This window comes from Euzebyella marina, from assembly GCF_003687485.1.
In the GTDB taxonomy this organism is placed as follows: domain Bacteria; phylum Bacteroidota; class Bacteroidia; order Flavobacteriales; family Flavobacteriaceae; genus Euzebyella; species Euzebyella marina.
Genome location: NZ_CP032050.1, coordinates 2,309,193 through 2,333,420, shown reverse-complemented (window position 1 = coordinate 2,333,420; position 24,228 = coordinate 2,309,193). Strand labels below are relative to the sequence as shown.

23 protein-coding genes are annotated in these 24,228 nt (G+C 39.2%); 10 read left to right on the top strand and 13 right to left on the bottom strand.

Translation table 11 applies throughout. The features are described 5' to 3' along the window. Positions 1-17: 17 nt before the first annotated feature. Positions 18-374, bottom strand: coding sequence for a DUF6686 family protein (locus D1013_RS09925; RefSeq protein WP_121848678.1), 357 nt, complete (start codon positions 372-374; stop codon positions 18-20). Positions 375-396: 22 nt separating this feature from the next. Continuing rightward, positions 397-1,404: a helix-turn-helix domain-containing protein gene (locus D1013_RS09920; protein ID WP_121848677.1), complete on the bottom strand. Its 1,008-nt coding sequence runs from the start codon at positions 1,402-1,404 to the stop codon at positions 397-399. Between the two features lie 314 nt (positions 1,405-1,718). Here D1013_RS09920 and D1013_RS09915 point away from each other — a divergent pair, with 314 nt between their 5' ends. The 5 genes from D1013_RS09915 (at position 1,719) to D1013_RS09895 (ending at position 7,735) form a co-directional block, all read left to right on the top strand. After that, positions 1,719-2,051: a hypothetical protein gene (locus D1013_RS09915; RefSeq protein ID WP_121848676.1), complete on the top strand. Its 333-nt coding sequence runs from the start codon at positions 1,719-1,721 to the stop codon at positions 2,049-2,051. A 2-nt stretch (positions 2,052-2,053) separates the two neighbouring features. Further along, complete coding sequence (locus tag D1013_RS09910) at positions 2,054-2,350, top strand: hypothetical protein (protein WP_121848675.1); 297 nt, start codon at positions 2,054-2,056, stop codon at positions 2,348-2,350. Positions 2,351-2,352: 2 nt separating this feature from the next. Next, positions 2,353-3,954, top strand: a complete 1,602-nt coding sequence (locus D1013_RS09905; RefSeq protein WP_121848674.1) for a PepSY-associated TM helix domain-containing protein — start codon at positions 2,353-2,355, stop codon at positions 3,952-3,954. A 113-nt stretch (positions 3,955-4,067) separates the two neighbouring features. Next, positions 4,068-6,434 (top strand): TonB-dependent receptor, encoded by a 2,367-nt coding sequence (locus tag D1013_RS09900; protein WP_121848673.1) that lies wholly within the window; start codon positions 4,068-4,070, stop codon positions 6,432-6,434. A gap of 20 nt (positions 6,435-6,454) precedes the next feature. After that, on the top strand, positions 6,455-7,735 hold the full coding sequence (locus D1013_RS09895) for a DUF4374 domain-containing protein (protein WP_121848672.1): 1,281 nt from the start codon (positions 6,455-6,457) through the stop codon (positions 7,733-7,735). 99 nt (positions 7,736-7,834) lie between these two features. Here D1013_RS09895 and D1013_RS09890 read toward each other — a convergent pair whose 3' ends face one another. The 4 genes from D1013_RS09890 to D1013_RS09875 are packed head-to-tail and all read right to left on the bottom strand — an operon-like array spanning position 7,835 to position 10,555. Then, positions 7,835-8,869 (bottom strand): phosphotriesterase family protein, encoded by a 1,035-nt coding sequence (locus D1013_RS09890; RefSeq protein ID WP_121848671.1) that lies wholly within the window; start codon positions 8,867-8,869, stop codon positions 7,835-7,837. A 35-nt stretch (positions 8,870-8,904) separates the two neighbouring features. After that, positions 8,905-9,765: a DUF5694 domain-containing protein gene (locus D1013_RS09885; protein WP_205601287.1), complete on the bottom strand. Its 861-nt coding sequence runs from the start codon at positions 9,763-9,765 to the stop codon at positions 8,905-8,907. Between the two features lie 46 nt (positions 9,766-9,811). After that, positions 9,812-10,189, bottom strand: coding sequence for an iron chaperone (locus D1013_RS09880; protein WP_121848670.1), 378 nt, complete (start codon positions 10,187-10,189; stop codon positions 9,812-9,814). A gap of 3 nt (positions 10,190-10,192) precedes the next feature. Continuing rightward, a complete protein-coding gene (locus tag D1013_RS09875; protein ID WP_121848669.1) occupies positions 10,193-10,555 on the bottom strand; it encodes a nuclear transport factor 2 family protein in 363 nt (120 codons plus the stop codon). A 254-nt stretch (positions 10,556-10,809) separates the two neighbouring features. On the opposite strand from D1013_RS09875, the gene D1013_RS09870 reads away from it, so the two are divergent. After that, positions 10,810-11,058 carry a hypothetical protein gene (locus tag D1013_RS09870; RefSeq protein WP_121848668.1) on the top strand — a complete coding sequence of 83 codons (249 nt, stop codon included), beginning with the start codon at positions 10,810-10,812 and terminating at the stop codon, positions 11,056-11,058. An 83-nt stretch (positions 11,059-11,141) separates the two neighbouring features. After that, positions 11,142-13,784 carry an ATP-binding protein gene (locus D1013_RS09865; protein WP_121848667.1) on the top strand — a complete coding sequence of 881 codons (2,643 nt, stop codon included), beginning with the start codon at positions 11,142-11,144 and terminating at the stop codon, positions 13,782-13,784. On the opposite strand, the gene D1013_RS09860 is transcribed toward D1013_RS09865, so the two are convergent. Together D1013_RS09860 and D1013_RS09855 are read right to left on the bottom strand one after the other, a co-directional pair. After that, on the bottom strand, positions 13,759-14,439 hold the full coding sequence (locus tag D1013_RS09860; protein ID WP_121848666.1) for a LytR/AlgR family response regulator transcription factor: 681 nt from the start codon (positions 14,437-14,439) through the stop codon (positions 13,759-13,761). The genes D1013_RS09865 and D1013_RS09860 overlap by 26 nt on opposite strands. A gap of 233 nt (positions 14,440-14,672) precedes the next feature. Continuing rightward, a complete protein-coding gene (locus D1013_RS09855) occupies positions 14,673-15,791 on the bottom strand; it encodes a DUF2254 domain-containing protein (protein WP_121848665.1) in 1,119 nt (372 codons plus the stop codon). A gap of 202 nt (positions 15,792-15,993) precedes the next feature. Between D1013_RS09855 and D1013_RS09850 the strand changes: the two genes are divergently transcribed. From D1013_RS09850 to D1013_RS09840, 3 genes are read left to right on the top strand one after another with little or no spacing between them, the layout of a single operon-like run. Then, a complete protein-coding gene (locus D1013_RS09850) occupies positions 15,994-16,317 on the top strand; it encodes an ArsR/SmtB family transcription factor (protein WP_121848664.1) in 324 nt (107 codons plus the stop codon). Then, positions 16,317-16,787 (top strand): SRPBCC domain-containing protein, encoded by a 471-nt coding sequence (locus D1013_RS09845; RefSeq protein ID WP_121848663.1) that lies wholly within the window; start codon positions 16,317-16,319, stop codon positions 16,785-16,787. Before D1013_RS09850 ends, D1013_RS09845 begins: the two co-directional genes overlap by 1 nt. Continuing rightward, on the top strand, positions 16,787-17,194 hold the full coding sequence (locus D1013_RS09840) for a DoxX family protein (RefSeq protein WP_121848662.1): 408 nt from the start codon (positions 16,787-16,789) through the stop codon (positions 17,192-17,194). The genes D1013_RS09845 and D1013_RS09840 overlap by 1 nt, the downstream gene beginning before the upstream one ends. On the opposite strand, the gene D1013_RS09835 is transcribed toward D1013_RS09840, so the two are convergent. From D1013_RS09835 to D1013_RS09815, 5 genes are all read right to left on the bottom strand, one after another. After that, complete coding sequence (locus tag D1013_RS09835) at positions 17,175-18,188, bottom strand: glycoside hydrolase family 43 protein (protein WP_121848661.1); 1,014 nt, start codon at positions 18,186-18,188, stop codon at positions 17,175-17,177. The two genes, D1013_RS09840 and D1013_RS09835, sit on opposite strands and share 20 nt — an antisense overlap. Before the next feature lie 126 nt (positions 18,189-18,314). Beyond that, complete coding sequence (locus tag D1013_RS09830; protein WP_121848660.1) at positions 18,315-20,960, bottom strand: TonB-dependent receptor; 2,646 nt, start codon at positions 20,958-20,960, stop codon at positions 18,315-18,317. A 72-nt stretch (positions 20,961-21,032) separates the two neighbouring features. Further along, on the bottom strand, positions 21,033-22,577 hold the full coding sequence (locus tag D1013_RS09825; protein ID WP_205601286.1) for a vanadium-dependent haloperoxidase: 1,545 nt from the start codon (positions 22,575-22,577) through the stop codon (positions 21,033-21,035). Continuing rightward, complete coding sequence (locus D1013_RS09820; RefSeq protein ID WP_121848658.1) at positions 22,564-23,580, bottom strand: transporter; 1,017 nt, start codon at positions 23,578-23,580, stop codon at positions 22,564-22,566. The genes D1013_RS09825 and D1013_RS09820 overlap by 14 nt, the downstream gene beginning before the upstream one ends. A 280-nt stretch (positions 23,581-23,860) precedes the next feature. Continuing rightward, positions 23,861-24,148 carry a hypothetical protein gene (locus D1013_RS09815; RefSeq protein ID WP_121848657.1) on the bottom strand — a complete coding sequence of 96 codons (288 nt, stop codon included), beginning with the start codon at positions 24,146-24,148 and terminating at the stop codon, positions 23,861-23,863. Positions 24,149-24,228 lie beyond the last annotated feature (80 nt).

The following is a 24,228-nucleotide window of genomic DNA, read 5'->3' as shown; positions in this document are numbered from 1 at the left end:
ATTCCGTTCTTCCTGAATTAATTTTTCGCAAAATTAAAATGCGAGTTATTGAAATCTATTAAATCGATTTTTGATTTAGTATCCTTAAAAAAGACCAGAGACTTTAACTCGGCAAGTTCTTCATCGTTCACGATCAATGCAAGATTGGCCTGCTGCGTGGGAATGGGTATTTTTCTTTTTAAAACGCTATCGCATAGTTTATGGTTCCAGTATTCAGAATCTAATTCCTTCAAAAACCGACCAAAGTAATAAAGCTCTTTTCGGGTCAGTTCTAAGTAAAATTGGCCAAATGTCAAATGATAAAGCTTACACTGCTCGCAATAGACCAAAAGACCATTATTCGTTTGACTAAGTGTACAAGATTTGTGCTTCATGATTTTTTACATTTCAATTAGACTATGCCGTGGCCTTCAGCTCACTTGGGCATATACCGTACCTCTTTTTAAAGGCTGTTGAAAAATGTTGCGGATTGCGATAACCGACCTTATCTGATATCTGACTGATGGTCATACTTTTATTGACCAACAATTGCTTTGCCTTTTCCATACGTAGTTCACAGATGTAACCAAAAACAGTAGTGCCATAGATAGCCTTAAAATTTTTCTTTAATGTATACTCATTGGTGCCCACCTTGGTCGCGAGTTGCTTTAAGCTCAGAGGGTTTTTGTAATGATGGGTTACATACTCAAGGGCCAATTGCATCTTTTCCCTATCATTCGAACCACCAGAAATCCGATTGATATTACCCTTATTGAATAACTCTAATTGCGATGATAAGAGCTCGAGAACTTTGGCATGAATATGCAATTGCCTTAATTCTTCTTTCAATCCGCAATTTTGAATGTCATTGAGCAATAAATTCAGAACCGGATTAATTGTCATATTCTCCTGCGACAAATACCCCGCTCTTTTATTTTTAGCGTTTTGCCAATAGTCTATTAAAAACGAGTTCTGTGGTAATACGCTAAAGAAAAAATCTTTATCAAGATCGACCAAAATCACTTCAGATCTACCTTCACAAAGCTCGATTTGCCCATTTACTGGAGGGCGAAACATGATATTATGTTCCCCAGTCTTGAACCCGTATGTATTTCCATCTATAGCAATAATCGAATCTCCTTTTAGCTGAAAAACCATCTGAACCACTTCACCGGTATAGTTAAAATCAAGCTGCCCCCCATGTGTGGTATCGAATACCCCATAAGCCAATTTAAAGTGTTTGAAAAGTGTCTCTTTAAATAAGATGCTAAGCCCTTTTTTATCGATAACAGTTTCTATGCACTCGGTAGAACTTTGATTCAGTTTTACAGCCCGTTCTTCATCGAAAACCCGTTCACCATGACTACCAATGGTAAAAGTTGCTGATGGTATATTTCGGGGTTTTATCATTCTTTCTATGCTCATTAAGGGGGTATGCTTTGGTTTGGTTTCATGAGCGAAAATAGTTATTTAAATTTAATCTAAATAAAATATATCGGGTTTCAGAATAGATAAGCGCACTACTAAACAGGGTCAAAACCCCTGTAAACACTAAGGCTATAGGTCATTTTGATTGCTTCTTAAGATTCATATAATTCCGTTTGGCGTAACCTTTTCTCCGTTTGGCGTTACTCGCCAGCTAGGTTAAAAAATAATTTTACCGCCCAAAAAAAATAGAAAAGGCAATTGACCATTTCGAGCAATAAGAAATGATTTAATAGATAACGAATCTAATACCCATGATTACAGCAGCTATCATCATAACCTTCTTTGGCTTTTTCTTTTGTTATAGTACCTCAAAACGGGCCGTCTATCAAAACTCCATCAAATTACAGGCTTATTTAAAAGACTCTTACACCAAAGGCAATACTCTCGGGGTAGCTCTACTCATAGTTGGTCTTATCGTAAGTATAGCGGCTTTAGGTTGGGGTGCGGGAATATTCTCTTATCTGGTCATTTTAATGACTTTGGGGAGCCTTATCGTCATTTTGACACCTTTACGATTTTTCTCAAAATACACCTTGGTAGCTGTGAGCATTTTGTCATTTATCATCGAACTATCTATTTCTTAAATATGCCAGCCAACAAAAAGCACCTGACCCAGTCTTCATTACACCGAATTTTAAAAATCACCGCTGGTTTTTTTGGGGGGTATGCCATAACGCAAGTATTTCATATGGTACTTATCGAAATCTGGGATTCTGCCAGTACACTCATAACCCTCCGTTTTGCCGGCTTTATTGTATGGGCAACCCTGTTGGTGTGCGCATTTATTCCAAAAAACGGCTTTAAAATATGGGGTATTTACTTGGCCATATTCGCCGTGCTCGCCCTTATAGTTTTCATCAATCAAACACCACAAGCGATTTAATTATGGCCAATCGACTGTACAACGTATTTTTTCATACCCATACCATCAGTGGTATTATTATCAGTGCCGCCCTATATGTCATTTTTTTCACGGGGTCCATTTCTTTTTTAAGGGATGAAATAAATGCTTGGGAACGTAACCAACCAATAGAAACTGACTATTTTAAAACGATAGATTTTGATAAAGCTCTTTCGGAAATTGGAAAAGAGAAAGAGCTATATGGCAGAGACATTAACTTCTCGCATCGTTATTTTGAAAGAAGGGTCGGGGTATCAATGGGCAGATCAAAAGACACCACCCTACAAGAACCTAAACAACGGGGCCGAAGGGGAAATTTTTTCTATATGGATATGGAAAATTTTGACCAGAAAGATTACAACTCCAATTACTCTTTAGGAGAATTTTTCTACCGACTTCACTTCTTTGCACAATTGAACTTTTTTGGACGGTCAGGATACTTTTTATCGGGTTTTGTGGCCTTCTTTTTTCTATTTGCGGTTATAACCGGTGTTATAGTGCATTGGAAAAAAATAATCTCAAGCTTTTATGTTTTTAGACCAAAAGCCAAATGGAAAGCAATTTGGACAGACGCCCACGTAGCTTTAGGCATGATCGGTCTACCCTATCAATTTATGTTTGCCGTAACCGGGGCTTTTTTAATTATCGGTTATATGGTCATGCTACCTCCCGTTCAATCCGTCATATTTGATGACGACGCCCAAAAGATGGAAAAAGCCATGGCATACGATAGCGAACAAGAGTACGAGTTCAGCTGGAACAAAATGGATCAACAGATTTCTATCAATGATTTTGTTGAAGAAACGGCCAAAGATTGGACCGATGTACAAATCACCAATTTACAGGTAATCAACTATGGCGACGAAAATATGCACATAAAGATTTCCGGATCGCCCTATTACAGCGAAAAATTACTTGGCACTGGGCAAAAAACCTATAGAGCCAGAGATGGTTTTGTAACCTACGATAAAGACCCGTTTTCAAAAATATCGTACGCAGAAGGTGCTTTAGACACCTTACGTAGGCTTCATTATGGCGATTTTGGCGGATATGGTATGAAATTGATATATCTGGTCCTTGGTTTTATCACCTGTTTCGTGATTTTATCCGGAGTTTTAATTTGGCAAGTTGCCAGAGATAGAAAAACTGTTTCATTGGCCAAAAGAAGGTTCAATGCCTGGTTGGTTCATCTATATGTGGCGGTTTGCCTTAGTCTTTATCCTGTGACAGCTTTGGCATTTATAGCCATGAAGTTATTCGCAGATGATTATGGTGACATGCGACGCACCTTTTTGTACAATGTTTTCTTCTATAGCTGGCTCTTACTGATAGTAGTATTTTTAATTAAAAGGAATAACGCATTTACCAATAAGGTAAGTCTATGGTTAGGCGCTGTAATCGGACTTTTTGTTCCGATAGCGAATGGATATGTTACCAATAATTGGCTCTGGACTTCATGGAACAACGGCTACTATCAAATCTTTGTGGTAGACCTATTTTGGCTATTGATGTCGCTAACCGCTTTTGCTGTTCTTTACAGGATAAATGCTACCACTAAGCAACCTGATAAAGTTAGTACTGCTTAAAAATTCCTTCTTACGTAGTTACTTCTCCGTTTGGCGTACTTCTTCGGTCAAGAACACTTCTATTTTTGCATCAATTTTAATTTAGTCTAAATTAATTTAATTATCTCATTTACATGAGTCTCTCTTTTCGATTTTTCATATTGCCTATTTTCTTGCTTATAGTGTCGTATGCCTCTATGGCTCAGAATGCAACATTATCAGGAACCGTTTTTGATGACAACCAGGTTCCCGTTTTTGGTGCGTCAGTAGTATTATCAAAAACTGGTAAAGGGGTAATGACCGATGAAGCGGGCGCCTACTCATTCCAAAATTTAAGCGCAGGCACCTATAAGATTCAAGTTTCTTTTATTGGCTATCGAACTGAAGTAAGCCAAACTGAGATACGCACCAATCAGGCTAACATCCTAAACTTTTCTCTAAAAGAATCTACTTATAACTTAAACGAAGTAACCGTTACGGGGAAAAGTATCGTTCAACAAGTAAAGGACAAAGCTTTTAACGTAGGGGTCATAGACGCTAAAAACTTACACCATACTTCATTAGATCTGGCACATGCCCTTGATCGTACTTCAGGCATTAGGGTTCGTGAAAGTGGCGGTGTGGGATCACAACTCGATATATCGTTAAATGGCTTTCGGGGCAATCAAGTGCGATTCTTCATCGACGGTATTCCCATGGAAAATTTTGGGTCGGCTTTTCAGCTGAATAATATTCCCGTCGGCTTGGCCGAAAGAATGGAGGTCTACAAAGGCGTTGTACCCATCAGTTTGGGTTCTGATGCCTTAGGTGGTGCTATTAATATCATCACCAACTCATATGCCAAAAATCATCTTGATTTTTCTTATTCCTATGGTTCCTTCAACACACATAGAACCATTGTTAATGCTATATATGTATCTCCAAAATCAGGTTTTACGGTACAGGCCAACGCCTTTCAGAATTATTCTGATAACAATTACAAAATGCATGTTGATGTAGCCGATATCAATACCGGCGAATATTTTCGCGACCAAACCGTAGAACGTTTTCACGACAACTATCACAACGAGACGGTAATTGCACAGTTAGGGGTGGTAAACAAACCTTATGCCGACAGGCTTCTTATCGGCGCTACCTTAGGAAAGAATTATCGTGAAATTCAAACTGGTGCACGTGTAACCGGTGTTTTTGGGGCTTGGCACAGAAAAGGAAACATCATCATGCCCAGTTTAAAATACAGCAAGAAAAATCTTTTCACGAAGGGATTGGATGTTCGACTGAACGCCAATTATAACTTGGGTTCAGAACAGAATATAGACACTTTAAATAGAAGGTATAATTGGTTTGGTCAATTCAGGGAATACCCCAATGAAGGCGGGGAAAGATCTTACTCTCTATACAAGTACAAAAATAACACTGGTATTGCTACAGCCAATTTTGAATACAATTCAAAAGATAGACACAAATTCGCCCTGAGCAACACATTGAATACATTCGATAGAAAAGGTGATGATCAATTGAACCCAGATAATAATCAGTATGATCAACCCCGTAAAAACCTGAAAAATATTCTTGGTTTCGGTTATACCCTGGAACAGGAAAAATACAATGTTTCAATTTTCGCAAAGAACTACTTTCAACAGAACAAATTTACGCGAAGGATAGATGATGAAAACTACGGTCCGGGTTACGAATATGTTGATTTCATCAATACCTTCAGCAGTTTAGGCTATGGCAGTGCGGCATCCTATTTTATAAATGATAATTTACAGATAAAGGCTTCCTATGAAAAAAGTTATCGCTTACCCGAATCTAACGAGCTCTTTGGTGATGTCATTAACCTACAGGGCAATATTGATCTTAAGCCAGAGCATAGTAATAATTACAATTTAGGCAGTAGCCTCTGGGTGCGCTTGAACGAGTACAATCAATTCAACCTTAACGCCAGCGGCTTTTATCGCGATGCAAAAGACTTTATAAGGCCTCGGTTGAACAACAACCAAGTAATGCTTGTAATGGACAATCTTGGAAGTGTCACCAGCTTGGGGGTCGAAGGAGAAATTAGGTATCAACATAAAAATAGCCTAAATATCGGGGCCAATGTTACCTATCAAGATTTAAGAAACAATACCAAATATGAAGCTGGGCAGACTACTGAAAGTGTAGTTTATCGTGACCGTATACCTAACATGCCGTATTTCTATGGCAATGCCGACGCTACCTACACCTTAGCTTTAGGTCCAAAAAACAGAAGATTAAGCATTGGTTATAATTTGCTCTATGTGCATGCCTTTTACCTGTATTGGCCAAGTAGGGGCAGTGACAAGCTAGACATTCCCGAGCAAATATCACATGACCTCACTCTCACTTATTTTTTCAACGACAACCTTCAATTTACGCTTGAGGCGCGAAACATCGCAGACCAAGACTTATACGACAATTTTAGTTTACAAAAACCCGGTCGAAGCTTTACCGGTAAAATCAGATACAAAGTTTTTTAATTCTAACATTTAGCTTAATTATGAAAAAAGTCAATTTATTTTTTTCCCTTCTATTTATGGGGCTTCTTTTTGTCGGCTGTAGCAGTGATGACAATGGTGGAAACAACCCAGGTACCGAAAATCCCACTGGTGAGGAGCCGCAACCGGAAGAAATGGAAAAATATGTAGTTACCGCTACACCACTGGCGACCGAAGGCGTTGCCGATTATATACTTACTACTGACGACCTAAGTTCAGGTAGTATTTCGACCGAGGGTAACGGTATAGAACAAGATGGTACGTATCGTTATTATGTAACCAATAACGACAAGTTTTTTAGTTTGCTTTACGGACAGGGAAACCCTGGTGCCGTTACAACATACGGTCTTAATTCTGAAGGAGAACTGGAACTTCTATCAGATTTTCAAGCTGAAACCGTACAGGCATTCGAAGCAGTTGACGATGATATTTTGATGATGAAAATTTCTCGAAGTAGTGACGCCCCTTTTGCCTACTGGTACCGATTAGACACTAATAGTCTTCAGATTGCTGCCGAAGGACAGATCAACACCCAAGAACTAGCCGATAATGAGAATGGTGAAATCGCCTTCTTTTCATGGATTACCCAGATAGATGATAAGGTATACCTACCTTATTTCTTAGTTAAAGGTTGTTGTGATGATCGATTTGGGACCGAGTTTCCTGATGAAGCTCATGTTGCGGTTTATTCTTATCCTGAGATGGAATATGTTGAAACCATTAGCGATGACCGAACAAGTTTCATTGGCCGCTACTTTGTGAACGGGTTGACAGCTGACGAAAATGGTGATGCCTATGCCTTTTCTTCGGCAGTAGCTACCAATGCAGGTGAATTCAATTCAACATTGCCTTCTGCCATAACACGTATACCAAACGGTTCGAGCAGTTTCGATTCTTTTTATTTTAATCTTGAACAGGCTTCGGGTGGTTATGTTATAGACTCACATATCTATGCCGGAAATGGCAAATTCGTCGGCATTATGCAGAACAAAGCGGAAATGACAAGTGCTTATGGCGGCGGAAAGGAATTTGCTATTATCGATGTCTACAACGAGACTTTCGAATGGGTTTCCGGTTTGCCAGACCCTTCTACCATTACCACCTTGACTTATAGAAATAATTACGTTTCAGAAGATGGTAAAACCGTTTATGTGGGTATAACTACCGAAACAGGAAGTTTCGTTTACAATATTGATGTTGATGGTGCTGCAGCTACTCAAGGACTCGAAGTAGAGGGCGGGGTTATCACAGCCTTGCATTCGCTAAAAGCAAGCGCAGAATAATTCACAGAAAGATTAGTTTTCAAGTTGGTTTGATTTGGGCCTGTTCTCTTTAAAGAGAGCAGGGCCTTTTTCTGAAACGGTTTGCTTTTTAAACTAAGGTCAGTATTTGACGGGCTTCAAGGAAAAAGCCCTTGCAGGGTTCACCTTCATTAACAGATGTAGTTCTTCAGGCGTAAAGCCATTTTTCTTGAGTTCGGGCAAAAGCACTTCAAAGATATCGGTATACCCCCTAAAACTTCCACCGTTCTCTTCACCAACCGTGTACCATCCGGCATCTTGCGAAATCAGAACATGATCGAGAAACTTTCTCTCTTTCAAAACAAGTAGGCGCTGCACATAGAAATCTATGTTTTTCTTTCCATTTTCTCCATCGGCATTAACACCATCCAAAGAAATCCATCCCCCTTGTCCGACAATGTCAAGATTACCTTCCATAGTTCCATTCTGTGCATGAGCCCAGACAAAGGCACTTGTGGGAGCCTCCATTTTTTTCAAAATATCTATTTGTTGACCTGCGGCTTCATCCGAACCTGTGTGGGATACAATGGTAAGGCCTGTTTGTAAATGGGTTAGAGCCGCAGCTGCTACCAGTTTTTGATGGAACGATGACAGTTGGGTATTAGCATCAACCGAAATTTTTATAAAACCAGGCTTGATACCCGTGGAATCAATTCCTTCAAAAAATTCATGAATCCATACACCAGCAATGGAGTCCTCTGAAGCTTCCAGCACTTTTTTGGGAACATATTTATTTTCACCGGCCCCATAAAAACCAGTGTTGGTCATGATTTGCAAACCTGAAAGTTCGGAAAGCTTTTTTAGCACCAAGGGATCACGACCCAAATAAGCGGGCGTACAATCTATAAAAGTGGTCACCCCCTTTTGCTTTACTTCCTGTAAAAAAGGCAAGGCACGTGCTACCACCTCATTGACCGACCAACGATGATTTCCGGTTTGATCTGCCCCTACCCAATCTACCATCACGTGTTCATGCGGCAATACGGTTCCCATAGATTCTGAATCGATTTTTCCCTGTACCGTCATTATCTGGGAATAAGAAACAGGAAAATACCCTAGATATAGCACCACAAAGCACAGTGGGTATTTAAAGAGGCGTAAGAACGAACCAGACATATAGTTATGATTAGAAGTTTAATCGAACAGGTAACTTATTTTAGGTAATCTGAAACCTTTACTAAGTTGTAATTAGGGTTATCACCCAATAAATCACTTAACACACCTATGTGCAGTTGACCCATAATCAACACGATACGCTTCGCTCTGTTTTGAAGCTGCACATTCAAAATATTGGAATAAATCTTCAGGTTTCTATTGTAAAAAAGGGTAATATATTCGGCACCGATATACCGCTCATCAATACTGCCAATGTCTACCGTATTCGTACCATCTTCAGAAAATTTTCCATCGATTACATAGGCCGGCAGATTGAAAATTAGATTATGCGATAAACTAACGAGTTCAGGACGGTTCATGGTCTTGATATATTCATAGATGGAAAGGCTATCTTGTTGTACCTTCTTTTTCAAGGGGCGAGCAGTACTGATCAACTTCATTAGGCCATTTTTGAACAAATCAAAGTTAGTTCCTGATTTTAGCAGAGACTGCGAAGTTGATTCATAATGATCAATACCATGAACACCTTTCAAACCCATTTTTTTGGCCAGCCTAAAACCCACTTGAAAAGTTTCAGAAGAACCACCTTCTAGATCGGCCAATTTTAATTCACCCTTATCAAATGCCATATAAAGACTGTCCATTAATTGCTGCTCTTTTGGCTCTCTTTCTATCATAACCATATCGGGTTCGAAATCTGCAAGACCAGCGACTAGCTTTTTTATTTCCTTCTGTTTTTTATCACTAAAAACGTTTGAAGCGGGGGTACCGTCGTCCATCTGACTGAGGTGGTCAAATCCGACCAATAGAATATCTATCTTTTCCTTTTCCTGAGCTTGAAGTGGAATTGTTAGGGTGCTAATCAACAATAAAAAAAAGAACGTTTTTAAAGGCATACAATATATTTGAAATTAAAGTTTAGTAATCGAATTCATCTTCGTATCAATTTCTCCATTTTGCTCCATGTTCTTCTACGGCCACACGTCTATACTCCGCTATTTCTCGAATTAGATCTACAGGTAACGGCTGGTTCAAAGGAAATTGAATGGAATCTTGCCCTAAGACATAAGGCCGCAACTGGTTTTTAAAGGGCTCTAACGCCTGTCTGGTCGGCACAAAATTCAGGTGTGCCTTATGGCATGAAAAAGCGAATAAAATAGTTTCAGTTTCCAGTATAGGCTTTCCCCATTTTAGGTTTTCTATTGCACTAGGGGCGACCTCTTTTAGAAGTTTTCGTAGTTCTTCGAACTTGCTTCTTGAAGCCTGAGGAAGGTTGAGTATATATTCATCTACGGCTTTTGAATGATCTTTCGCCCTCATAGATTAGAAAAGTCCGTTTTCATTGGGGGAATCCTTTTCAATCACTTGACCCAAGTCCCAGAGTTCTACAATTTTATCAGATTCAAATCTAAAGATGTGAACCACGGCAATATCCATATCTTCTTTTACCACCAAAGAGTGCGTAAGCACTGTATCTCCATCTTCATACGAATACTTTATATCTATGCTTTTATTAGGGTGGGTAAGGTGAGCTTCTTTCATTGCCTCTAGCAAGGCATTGCGACTCCCTTTAAAATATTGGTTGTGATGAACAAATTTATGAGAAACATACTTTTCATAAGCTTCATCTACTCTGCCCATACCAGCAGATTTTAAAAACTCAGCAGCTATTTCTTTTCTATTCATGGCTCTATTTATTTAATCGCTAAAATCATTATAGCCCCATAAATCTACGTTTTCCTTAAATATTTCTCTAAAGCACCAACAAAAAATTTATAAGATAAGGCCCATATAGTTTCTTGGCTTTGGTAAAAGATTTGTGATTTTCACCTAAATAATTTTTGTACAGTTGTTTTTTATAAAGATGGCTTGATTCTTGTGGCAAATAAATTACATCACAAAATCAATTAAAACCCATTAATACCACCTAACTACACATCATGCCACTGCATTTGACCAAATATTATAGAACAAATTCAACTTCTTGTAGCTTATCTGAATTAGACCAGCTTTATCAAAATACCATTTCTAGCCTGGCCTTAAATTTTAGAGTAGAGTACTGCAACAGACTTTTAGACAGCCTTTTGTTCGACTTAAAGAATAACGAAGACAGAAAAGGAAAGAAAAAACTCAAAAAGTTACTGAAAGCTACCGAACAAGAATTGTTGGATTTAAAAAATCGTAAATGACAGGACAGAGTCGTTAGTTTGTACATTTAAAGCTGCATTTCTCAAAACAAATATTTTATTTACTTTGAGAACGATAAACCGCCATGAACGTACGATATTCACTAGCTACCCGTTTTGCCCTTTTCTTTACGGGAGCCCTTATATTTTGTATTCTTCTTACCGGTTATCTTGTTTTTACGAAAGCTTCAGATGTTATCGTCTCTTACTCAAAAGAGCGAATCGACCATACTTCTGAGCTTGCTGAACAATCGTTTCTTTCACTTTTAAAAGAAGTTTCAGATGATGTGGCCATAATTTCTTCCAGTCCCGTACTGAATAACTATATCAATTCGCCCACTCAGCAGAATTTTGGTGACATTAAAGAGTTGTTTCGGCTTACCCTTGAAAATAAATTGCCTTATTTTCAAATAAGATTTATTGGTAAGGAAAACGGAGGGCAAGAACTTATTCGTTTCGACAAGCTGAACGACAGTATTTTTATTCCTGACAATCTTCAGAAAAAAGGAGATCTTGATTACTATCAGGAAACTATACAGATGAAGAAAGGTCAGGTTTACCTTTCAAAGATCAACTTGAACGAAGAGTATGGTACCATCAGTGAACCCGTAACCCCAACGGTAAGGGCAGCCAGCCCCATCTTCAATCGCAACAACGATTTAGTGGGTATTTTGGTCATCAATGTTGATTTAATCAGTTTTTACAGAGACCTAGAACGAATTTCAGGGAGAGAGTCGCAACTTTTATTGATAGATGCCGAAGGGCAGTACCTTTACACTCCAGAATATCAAAAATGGTTTGCCTTTCAAACAGGCAAAAGTTATAACTACTTTACTGATTTTAAAATCGGGAAAGACTCTGTTATCAACCAAGCAAGCTTTTTTGGTCAGATAAAAGACATTCAAAATAATGTTTATTTATGTGGCTTACGTGAATTGATATATTTTCACGGATCTCGAAAAATCTATCTTATTTCATCTATCGAACAAGATATTCTCTTGCAAAGTGCAAGGGCGGTTCGTAGCGATAGTCTAAAAACCTCGCTGTGGGTATGTGGTTTCGCCATTGTTATTTCACTTCTGTTCGTAAATATATTTTCAAAGAAAATAAGACAAGTGACCAAGGCAATAGCCGACTACGAAGATGGCGGGTCTACCGACATTAAGTTACCTACCAATCGAAAAGATGAAATTGGCGTTTTGGCCAATACCTTTTCGAAAATGAAGACCAAGATTGACCAAAAAGTATCGGAACTGAATGTAGCCCTTCAAAAAGAACAACATGCCAAAAATCAGCGCGACGAATTTCTTCAGAATATGAGCCATGAGATGCGTACGCCTCTCAATACGATTCTTGGCCTGACCAAATTATTGGGCAAACAGTCCCCTAAAAAAGCACAAATACCGATACTATCCTCATTAGAAAAAAGTGCTCAAAACCTAGAAGGATTGGTGTACGATGTGCTTGACCATCAAAAACTGGTTGAAGGAAAATTAAAGATCAATCTAGTGCCTACAAATTTAGTAGAGCTTTTTACAGACATACACCAGAATTATAAGTATGAAGCCCTTAGAAAAGGACTTTCCTTTAGACTTACCGTTGATGAAGAAATTAACGGAAATAGTTATCTGACCGACCCTTTGCGTCTATCCCAGATCGTCACCAATTTGGTTGTCAATGCCATAAAATACACTCAAAAGGGTGAAATAGAATTACAAGCAGGTTTGAGTGCAGACATTTCGCCACAGCTCCAGGTAAAAATTAGAGATACAGGTATCGGCATTGAGGCTGATAATCTTGCAAAAATTAATGAACGTTTTTATCGAGAGAAAGAGAATATAGACGGTAGATATGGTGGTTATGGTCTAGGGCTATCCATCGTAAAACAATTGACCACTTTATTCGGTGGGGTACTTTCGGGCAAGTCGACCAAGGGAAAAGGTTCTGAGTTCATCTTGTTGATTCCCATAGAAAAAGCAGGACCGGTTAAAAAAGACCAAGGAAAATCAAAAAGAATTGCTTTTCCCCTACTAGACAAAACCTACAGAGTACTGCATATCGAAGACGATGAATCTACGCAACAACTAACGAAGCATGTTCTCGATGACCGTAGCATTGAGTTGAAACAAACTAAAAGTTGGAGAGAAGCTTCTAAAGCCATTTCCTCTCAAGAAGTAGATTTAATCATTAGCGACCTAATGCTAGATGATAACAACCTGGTGACTTCTTTAACTGATTTGAGAAAGAAGGGAAAGATTGATTGTCCGTTGTTGGTAGTATCCGCTTTAGAACCATTGGTTATGAGAAAAGTCAGTAACCACTATCTTCAAAAACCTTTCGACATTGATCATTTTAAAGATGTTGTTTACCGCATTTTAGGAAGCAATGAAATTAATCCACCTGATTTTAAGCCTTTCTACAAGAATTATGATAAGGATACCTCAAAAATCAACAGAGTACTTGAGTTGTTAGAAAAGGAATTTTTATCATATTCAAAAAGAATAGAAAAGGTGTATGACATCAAAAATCAAAAAGAATATGAGGCCATTTCACATAAATTAATCGCCCACATCAATACCCTCAAATTAGAACAGCTTCAAAAACTGTTACCGAAAGAAGTATACCAACTTAAAGAAACCGAATTGAAAAAAATCATGAACCTTTTCAATTATTATCAGGTTTGTATAAGGTGCGAAAGACAAATCAATTCAACAAATCAATCTTATTGAACAAATCTTTTTCATAGCGCTGGCTGATAGGTATATGGTCTCGACCAATTTCAAGTGATTTATTGTCTATGGTGTCAATCTTATTGAGGTTGATAATAAAAGAACGGTGTACTTTTTGAAAAAAGCTAGGCAATTTGGGCTCAAGCTCCTTCAAGGTCATCAAAGTGAGTATCTTTTGATTTTCCATCACCACAGAAATGTAATTGGCTTCTGATTTGAAGTATTTTACATCTTCCAATTTTATTTTAACCAAACGGTTTCCTTCTTTAATAAACAAACGCGACTTTTTATCGGGGTTTTGATTTAAAAAACTTTGGGCTTTCTGAAACCCTCTAAAAAATCGTGCAAAATCGACCGGCTTTACGAGATAGTCGACAATATTGTCATAAGCGTAAGAATCGGAAGCAAAATCTTTATGGGAAGTAACCATTATCACCGCCGTAGAGGGTTCGACGATATTCAATATTTCTTTACCTGTAAGATCAGGAAGATTAAAATCAAGAATTATCAGGTCAAACGTCGAGCCGTTAATCTGACTTACCGTTTCAAAGCCCGACATAGCGGTAGTTACGCCATTAATATCGTCAATCTTACTACAGAAATGCTCTAGCAAATCGCAAATCAATGGGTCATCATCTACAATAAGACACTTCATAAGTCACTACTATTTGTGGGGGAACAGGTTACCTAATAAAGGTTTAAAAAGTTGATTTATCAGATTATTTACTACGAATTTAAAAAAGTAAAAACTATTACCTCAAAGCATCTATCATGCATTCACTTACGATAAAGTTCAGTTTATTTCTTTAATGCCACCAAATTAGATTGCCGGTAAATGTAAAATTCTATTTTAATTAAAGAAGAATTATTTCAATTTAAAAAGAAAGGTTATAGGCCAATGATTCCTTTACTCTCAAAAATTTTCATTTTTAAGACAGGGTCGTCCTTCATATAAGTTTCCATTTCCAGAAAACAGGTCTCAGCCAGCTTGTGATAAGAAACCATATCCATCTTTAGAACCCCACCCTTATCAGATTTCAAGGTGTTGAATTCTGGCAATTCTTTTCTGAGCAAAAATAATTGTGTTAAATAATCAATAGACATTAGCGAAGTGCCCGGGTCGTTTATGGCCGGGGAGCTAGCTTTTACGCCCACCTCTACCATATGTTTAAGACCGACCTCGATTACATCAATGGGCTCACCCCTATCAATACTGATACACCTCTTTATTTTTTGTTCAATGGATTCGTTTATTTGCCTGGAAACAGCTATCACAGGTTGATTTTCGAGTATAAAGGAACCCATTTTTTTTAGTAGCTTTATTTGAATATCATGCTCTTCAGAAATACCTATTAGCTTCTCTATTCTTATTTTATTCAAATAACCGCACTGGGTCATAGACACATACTGCTCCCAAAAATCTTTGCTTTTTTCTTCACTAGTCATTTCAAAGGGCAGATTCTTAATATGATAAATGGCGTTTTTAGTATTGGAAAAAGACTTTCGCAAAACATAGTTCACGTGAATCGATTGCGAAACGCTATGTATAAAATATATGAAAAGAAGAATATTAAAAATGCCCATTAAAATAGCCAATGGCGCCGCGACCGAAGGAAACTGGTCACTAGATTTTCCGGAAACAAAAGCCGCCATAATCATGCAATAAATGATGGTACCACTGGTAACTCCCAAGATAATTTGGTGGTGCTTTTCTTTTAAAATGAGCGGAATCAATCTTGGTGAATAATTGCTGATGCTGCGGTTCAAGACATCCATCACCATGGTATAACTAAAAATGGTGAGGGTAAAAATACCACCAATCGTAAAAGTTAAGATGAATTTGACACTGTCTTTGTCCGAAATAGCCAGCTGAGGATAGTCATTTAACAACGAAGGCGATGTAATCACCAAAACAATAGCCAAGATACCGAAGCCCAATGCTATGCAAAAGGTCATGAAAGAAATACTATTGAAAATTCTTCTGACCAATGAAAGTATGTTCACCATTTCAAAAAATCTAAAAATCAAGCATTTACCTGAAACTTGCGTTTTGTTGCAATATTAAAAAAGAAGATTATTGGCATAATGCTGTTAAGGCAAAAAAACGGACTGAAAAAAAGAAGTACCCCAAGTAAATACGAAACAAAATTTATAAAAATATTGTGCAACTAAATAACTGCATTTATATTTGCAACCAAATAACTGCGTAATGAAATTAAGACGAGACGTTTTTCAGGCTATTGCCGATCCGACGAGAAGGGCCATTGTTACCCTGCTAGCTTTTCAGGCTATGACCCCCACCTCTATTGCCGAAAATTTCAATTCGACCCGGCAAACGATTTCAAAGCATATTCAAATATTGAACGAATGTGACCTTCTAAAACAGGAACAAAGAGGTCGGGAGATATACTATCAGCTTAACCCTGATGGTATGAAGGAAATCGCCGATTTTATCGAGCCTTTCCGGAAAATGTGGGATACCCGCTTCAATAAATTAGAGGAAATCATGAAAAAACATCAATCAAATTCATAATGGAACAGAAAACAAAAGTAACGGCGCCAGAAGGCGCACAAGAAGTTTGGATCAAGAGAGAATTCGACCTTCCTTTAAACTTACTTTTCAAGGCATATACCGAACCGGAACTGGTAGCACAATGGATGGGCACCAAGGTACTAAAGCTTGAAAGCAAAAGGCATGGTAGCTATCAATTTGAAACGACCGACCCAAAGGGCAATGCCCATAGGTTCAACGGTACCATTCACGAATTTAAACCTGAAAAGCAAATTGTTCGCACCTTTGAAATGGAGAACACCTCCTTCCCTATTCAATTGGAGTATTTGACATTCGAAGAACTTACCCCGACTACCTCAAAGCTTATCATTCAGATAGTTTACAAATCTTTATCCGATAGAGATAACATGCTTAAATTACCCTTCGCATTTGGCATAAATATGGCTCATGACCGACTTCAAAAAATTGTTTCACGATTAAATCAAGAATAATGAAAAAGAGAAATCGAATTATTTATTGGGTTGCCACGCTATGGTTATCTCTGGGGATGATTTCTACTGGAATCGTGCAATTAATCAAGATGGATGAAGAGGTGGCCAACTTTAACACTTTGGGTTATCCTGTCTATTTGATGACCATCTTAGGCATTTGCAAGCTTCTGGGCACGGTAGCTGTTTTACTCCCGAAACTCGCCATATTAAAGGAATGGGCCTACGCTGGTTTTACTTTTACCATGTTAGGGGCGGCTATTTCGCATTTGGCGGTCGGAGACCCGATGATTACCCTGTTCGGGCCTCTTTTATTGCTAGTTCTTACCATCATCTCTTGGTCATTTAGACCTCCTAGCAGAAAAATTGTGAAACTGGAGCCGAAAATGACTATTGAGACACCCCTTTGAAGGTCATTTTAACCGGTTTGATGGTACCATCAGAATTGAATTCCATTTTGTCCATACAAGTCACCCTGTGATCACGGTCTTTATTGGGTATCGGCCTTCTATGGTAAACAATGATCCATTCATCGGTACCTGGCTTATTGACTACGGAGTGGTGGCCAGCACCAGTAGCTATATCGCCCTCTTTAGCCTCTAAAATGGTGCCTACTCGTTTGTAAGGGCCCGTAGGTTGGTCTGCCATAGCGTAGGCTACCTTATAGCTACCATTCGTCCACCCGCCTTCTGACCACATAAAGTAATAGATTCCGTTTCGCAAGAACATAAAGGGTCCTTCAACATAACCTTCCGGTGTTATCTCTTTGAATAGTGAGCCATCTTCCCAAGGTTTAAAGCCGGTAAAATCATCATTCAGTCGCCCCAAATTACAATGGCTCCATCCTCCGTAGAAAAAATAATAAGTTCCGTCTACATCCTTAAAAGTAAATTGGTCAATTGGTTGTGCATCGTTATAAAATTCAGAAATGAGGGGTTTGCCCAAATAGTCGCTAAACGGACCACCTGGCGAATCTGCCACAGCGACGCCAATACCGCCATAATGATTAATATCGTTCTTAGGGTCGTAAGAATCACGGCCAGGTCGCTGAATATCGTTAGCGCCAAAAAACAAGTAATATTTGTCTTCTTTTTCAATTATGGAAGGAGCCCAAAGGGCCTGTCTTAGCCATTTAACCTTTGTAGTATCAAGAATACGCTCATGCTTGTGCCAATGCACCAAATCTTTCGACGAGAAAGCATCGAAGTGCAATTGTTTATCATAATCGTCGGAAAAAGTAGGGTACACCCAGTAAGTATCATCAAAAACCATAGCCTCTGGGTCGGCATACCAACCTTCGAAAATAGGGTTATTATCGCTAGGTAACCTTTTTTCCGATTGTTGGGAGAAGCCGTTTGAACTAATCAAAAAAATAGCAAGAAAGTAAAGTAGTCGTATGTTCATTCACGTAATCTTACAAGTTTGACAAGGCAAACCATTAAAATTCTCAAATAAATGGTTTTTTACGCACCGAAGAAAATACCAGGACCAAAAATCATCATAGCAACGGTTATTCTTTATCTGAATGTACTAAATAGAAAAATTGGCCCCTAAAATAATTTGCCTAAACCCACCCGGAAATACGCCCGAAGTAGCCCTGTTCAATCTCGATGCCCTGTAAATTTTATTGGTTAGGTTTTTGCCGTTAATAAAGAGCCTTAGCTTAGAACCTTGACCTAAATCAAAATCATAATTCATAAAAGCATCCAACGTAAAATACTCGGGTAATTTACCAATGGCCCCATCTGAAGATTCGCTCTCAAAGTTATTGAACTCGGTATATTGTTGGCCTACATACTGACCACTAATACCTACGGCCAAATCATGCCAGTCATAATTAAAACCACAGTTTAAATTGACATTAGGCGTGTATGGGGCTTCTGTGTTATCAACCCCATCTTCACCTAGAATAATGACACTTTTGCTTATACTATCAAAATCTTCAGCAGTTATCGTTTGATTCTCAAGCGGTATTTCTTGACCGTTCGTATCAACCGTGTAAAGTTCAAAAGCACTACGATTGGCGTTCACTTTGTCAATAAATTCAGATTGGGTGGCAGCGTTATGTATCACTTGAGAAAACAAATCTTTATCCCAAAGTTTACCTTCAATTACCTTGGAATAAAGAAGAGTGGCATTTCCGAAAAAATTAAGGCTTTGAAATGAATCTTTGAAGAGCTCAGCGTTTAGTGATACTTCAACCCCTTGAACGTTGACCTTACCTAATTCTTCGAAAACCTCATTTCTACCACCTGCATAAAAATTTCTACTCGTATTGATGAAATATGTAAGTTGACCGTTTAAAATGTTACCGAAAACACTTCCTCTCCAACCTATTTCACGGTTCCAACTAAGTTCAGGTTTTATGTTAATGCTCTCACCGGCAAAAGGGTTTGTAACTACTCCGTTCTGCTCAACCAAAAAACCGAAAACCTTTGACGGGGCAATCATTCCCTCATAGATACTACCGAACACTTCCCCTTTCGGCAATTCATAATCAATGGTTATACCCGGTAAAAATTGGTCGTATACATTTGGTTCGCGGCCTTCTTCTATACTCTCTAAATCGGGGTTTTCGGCCAACGTTATTAAATTTTGGAGGTACATATCAACATGCTCCCATCGCACTATAGGCGTAAGGCCCCAATTTTTGAATTTGAATTCATTTCGTATGTACGAGTTGACCGACCATAGTCGGTACCACAAATCGGTAGTGATGTCGCCATGTCTGGCCCAACGTGAATTTGGCGCCTCTAAAAAGCGATCCTTAAACGTCTCTCGGTGAAAGTTCAACCCCACTTCAAGGTGTTGTTTTTCTTCCCCTAAATTCCAGTCTAAATCAAAGGTCTCTTTCACCCCAGAAACAGTATAGGCCCAGCGGCTATCTGTGGTGCTTTCACTCCCATTTTGCACCCTGCCAACAATGACATAATCTTCTTCTCCGAATTCAGAGCCCGATAAATAACTATACCGCTGGTTGAATATCTCTGAACCGACATAATCTTCAACATCGACCACTTGTACCTTTGCCGTCGTCTGTCTCCACCAATCCCTTTCAAAGTCAGACGCATATAACTTAGAGGTAAAACTGGTTTTGGCATTAGGTAGCCATTTATGAATAATATCCATACCGTAACGACGCATGGTAAACTGATCGGCATCTAACGGATTCTGTTCTGGGTCTAACCCAAACGTAAAGGGAGTTATAGAACTAAGTGAAGCCTTATTATCTTCAAACTGACCACTTACCTTAAAATATAAAGATTGAGATTCGGATAGCTTGGCAAATACTTTTGCGTTCAAATTGAGTAGTTCCACTGATGAATTGTTTGTAAACCCATCAAAAGTCTTGTAAACACCTTCAACCAAAGCTCCTAAATTGTTCCAAGTACCACCGTATGAAAGCAGACCGGTTCTGTAATTTCTTTGACCGCCCACCAGCTTGACCCTTAGTTCCGGTTTTTGTGGTGGAAGCATGGTTATATAGTTAATAGCGCCGTACATATTATTGGGTCCGTAGCGTAACATATCGGCACCTTTATAAACTTCAATAGCCGCAATTCTATCGCTTACCGGGTTATAGTATGCCCCTGGGGCAATGTAGGGTGCGGGTGCAGACGGCGAGCCGTCCTCCATGAGTAATACTTTTTTTGAGCGACGGCCCCATGAGCCCCTAATGCTAATATTGGGGCGATTAGACAACCCCATGTCACCTACAATATTCACCCCGGGAACTGTCCGTAATATTTCTTCGGTACTTATCGGATTACTATTTTTCAGTGTTAGTGGTGAAAGCCTAAAATTACTGCCTTTAAAATCTCTTTTATAACTCTTTGGGGATGAGCTGACAATTACCTCATTTAAGGTGGTACTATGAAGACTCAATTGAAGGGTGCCCAATTGGGGGCTATTTGTATTGATGCTGATTGTCTTGTCTTCGTAACCCAAATATTTGATCAACGCGGTATAAGTTCCTTCGTTTAAAGACATTGAAAAAATTCCGTTATGATCGGTTACCGCTCCTTTTTCGGAGCCTACCGTAATCTGTGCCTCTATCAAAGGTTCATTTGTTTGGCTATCGACTACCTTTCCTGTAACCGCAACTTGGGCGTGGATGTGTATTTGTGTTAATAATAAGAATAATGAAAATAGCGTAAAGGTGTTTTTTAAAAACATGAATATTGTAATATTTGGGCCGAATAAGTTTTTCTTCCCTGGGGGATTAAAATTTTCTTGTCGTGCTCAAGATTAGTCCGCACCATCTGCCTTGGCGACATCAATAGTGTATTGGGCCACTTCCCGACCCTGATCGGTACCAACGGTGGCGTCAAAAGACCAATGTATGCCACCATACACCCTAGAAATAGCTGCTTCTTCTGCCCAGCCTCTGACCAGATTCGCCTTCTCTGGAAAAATATAGGCCAATACCTCAGCTGCGGCAGCAGAGAAAACACTATGGCCCGACGTGTAACTCGGAAAATTAGGCGTACCCGCAATGGTCTTAAACCCGGCAACCTTCTGTATCGGCCTAGGGTAATGATAGTAGTATTTGGCGTCCCAACAGCTGATTCCAGCATCCATAATGGCCATATTCAGATAGGCCATGGTTCTGGCACTTCGTAAAGGATTCATTTTACTTTCAACTATGAATTCGTTCGCAAACCTGTTCCAATGCCCGGGAGGCGTATAGGTACCTAAACCATCTTGCCAAAAGTTGGCAATACGCCTTTTCTCTTCGGTCATGTTATCGGCATGGTCTTTTAGCACTTCTACATCTTTAAGGTATTCTTCGGAATCAAAAGCAGGAGGAGGGGTCGGACGAACCGATTCAACATCGGCAACGTTCCACATTGTAACTCTTCCGAACAAAGGAGTCAAACCGACCGGTCTAGTGGGCAGCTCTAAATTATCCCACTGCCACCCAAATCTTTCAAAAGCCGCTGCTTTGATAGAATCAGAAACCGCTTTTGGCGCTTGGGCGTTTTTCATACCATCGTTAGCGGCTCTGGTTAAAGCTATTTGCGAAATGCTATCACCTATAGTTACACCTGCATCGATATCACTTGGTACGTTCCCGCCCGATAACAATAAGCTTTCAAGGTGCTCTTCTTCCAACTCCTGTAAATAATCTTTTTCTAAAGGAAACATAGCGCTCAATACTTTTTTAGATACGCGCGCCAGCACAGCACCATCGGAAGGATAGGAAGGAATGTCGTTCGGTTCGTACGAATAGGAAATATCTCTGTCCTGTTGATAAGGTGCCGACCTCTGGTACATTTGCTTGTAATGCCAAGAAGTAATCAGTCCGTCAAATTGTGCCACCGATAAATAGGCCAAAGCTCTGCATGCGTAAGGCGGATGTGCAAAAGGAAATGCCGGTGGACCGTCAGGACTACTGGGGTTGGGTAGTGTATAACCGCCTTCTTCATTCGGTCCGGGAATGAGATTGTATTTTGCTATCAGTTCGAGTGCTATTTCATTCCAACGAACCACCGAATTGTTCGTCCAATACTCAATGGCCCTTTCCTGCTCAGAATTTATACTCTGAATAGCGGTTTTAAGTTCTGCGATTTCGTTGAGATAGCTTTGTGATGAAGCATCTTCCGGAGCATTTATTTCTATGCTTTCGGCATTTTCCAGTAATATCGGCTGCCAGTCTCCTCCATCGGTATCCATTCCCGAGAATTCATAACTTTCAAAACCTAAATTGGTCGGTATATCTTTTTCACAAGAAAACAAAGTTGCCCATACGACCGTTAACGAAACTAAACGATAAGCTCTACTCCTCTTCATCTTCTTCATTTTTTTCCTTTAAATAGTTGAATTGATAGGTTAAACCTATGCCGGTATTATTGAATTTTGCGGTGTTTAGGCCGTTCACCATGCGATGATGGTAGGCCACCAAGCCCAAGCCTTTAATCGATGGAATGTAGTATTGGGCCGAGAACCCTACCCTATCGAATTTTACCTTGTTGGTAGGCTGGGCGGCGTTATAGGATCTAATATCGTCTCCACTAGTCGATTTTAATCCTACGTAGTTCAACTCCAATTTAAGGCTATTGTTCAAAAACCAAGAGCCGACTACCGCCTCAAAGTTCCATGCGTTTGGCACATCCATGGTAGCCGAATAGTAACTTCCGTTGTTATAGTAATAATCACGTTCAGCTTCGGTATAGCCCCTCCAAAGATGTGCGACCATACCCCTTACGTAATAACCCTTGTGAAGTTGGTATTGTGCAATTCCCCTAACCGAAAGTTCAGGAGCTCCAAAACCAAGGCTGTACGGCATATAATCGGAAAGGTAGTTAGATGCAGGGGTAGAAAAGCCAACAGTTGTAAACAGTCGCAATCGGCCCACATCGGAGTTTTTTTCAAAAAATTTATATTTTAAAGCGAAAGAAATATCCTGTAAACCTTCTGCCCCATTGAACCTACCCCCGTTCGGCTCTGTAGACCTAGTTTTAACATAAGGCAGCCCAACATATAGGTTAAGCTCATCAAAAATACCAATGGCGACCATCGGTAAAATAGTAGTGCGTTTCACCGTAGCGATGGTCAGGTTTTCACGAAGGTAGTCGCCTTCCCAGTACTGATCAAATTCGCCATGATCGTAATTCAACAACACACAGGCATTTTGGGAAGGCATCATTAAGGCGTCTGTAGGGGTTTGGGCCATAGCATGTCGCGCGATAAAAAAGACAATTACCATTTTTATGTAAAGTAATTGCTTAAACTGCCTTGAGTAGGTTAAAGTATTGAATCCGTTAATTCTTATTCCCGAAACACTTGAATGCATTTGAAAATTGGTTTAGGTCGGTAATTAAGGCCCAATGCTAGTCATTAAAGAGAGATGGTCTTGAGTTATTACATGAACTGGCAGTTTGAATTGATGAATGAGTAATATGGATTGATGAGTGGGGTTGGTTTGTAGAGATAAACAAAATAACATTAGCTCTTAACTCCGCTCAACTCGCGTCGTAAAGAAAAGTTTCTAAAGAAGGCGAAATAAAATGCTTTTCGAGAAAAGCTGGGCTATCATTAAAAATTAGTGGGATAACAGCTATAAGAAGAGAAAATTAGTCTTCAAGATAAATGGCATCAGGCCTTTTAAGCAATAACATTAGCTTAAGTAAAACGTAGGCATATTTGCGGGCAAAATCATTTATATCTTCAGCGAGCATACAATTTTTCAACTCCTCTAAATAACCTTCGAACTGCAATCTAATCTGCGAATTTTCGAAGTTAAATCGACTTGAATAGGCATTGATCAATTCATAGGTCGCCATTGCATTTGAACGAAGGTAATAGTTCGATTGAAATTGTTTTAAATCTTCAATTAAGTCGTTCAACTCTATTGTACTCATGGGGAAACATTATTGTCTAAGCCAAGTTTGGTAAAAGCTCGGCTAACTATTTTACAAACTGTTTTGGTTCCAATTATTTT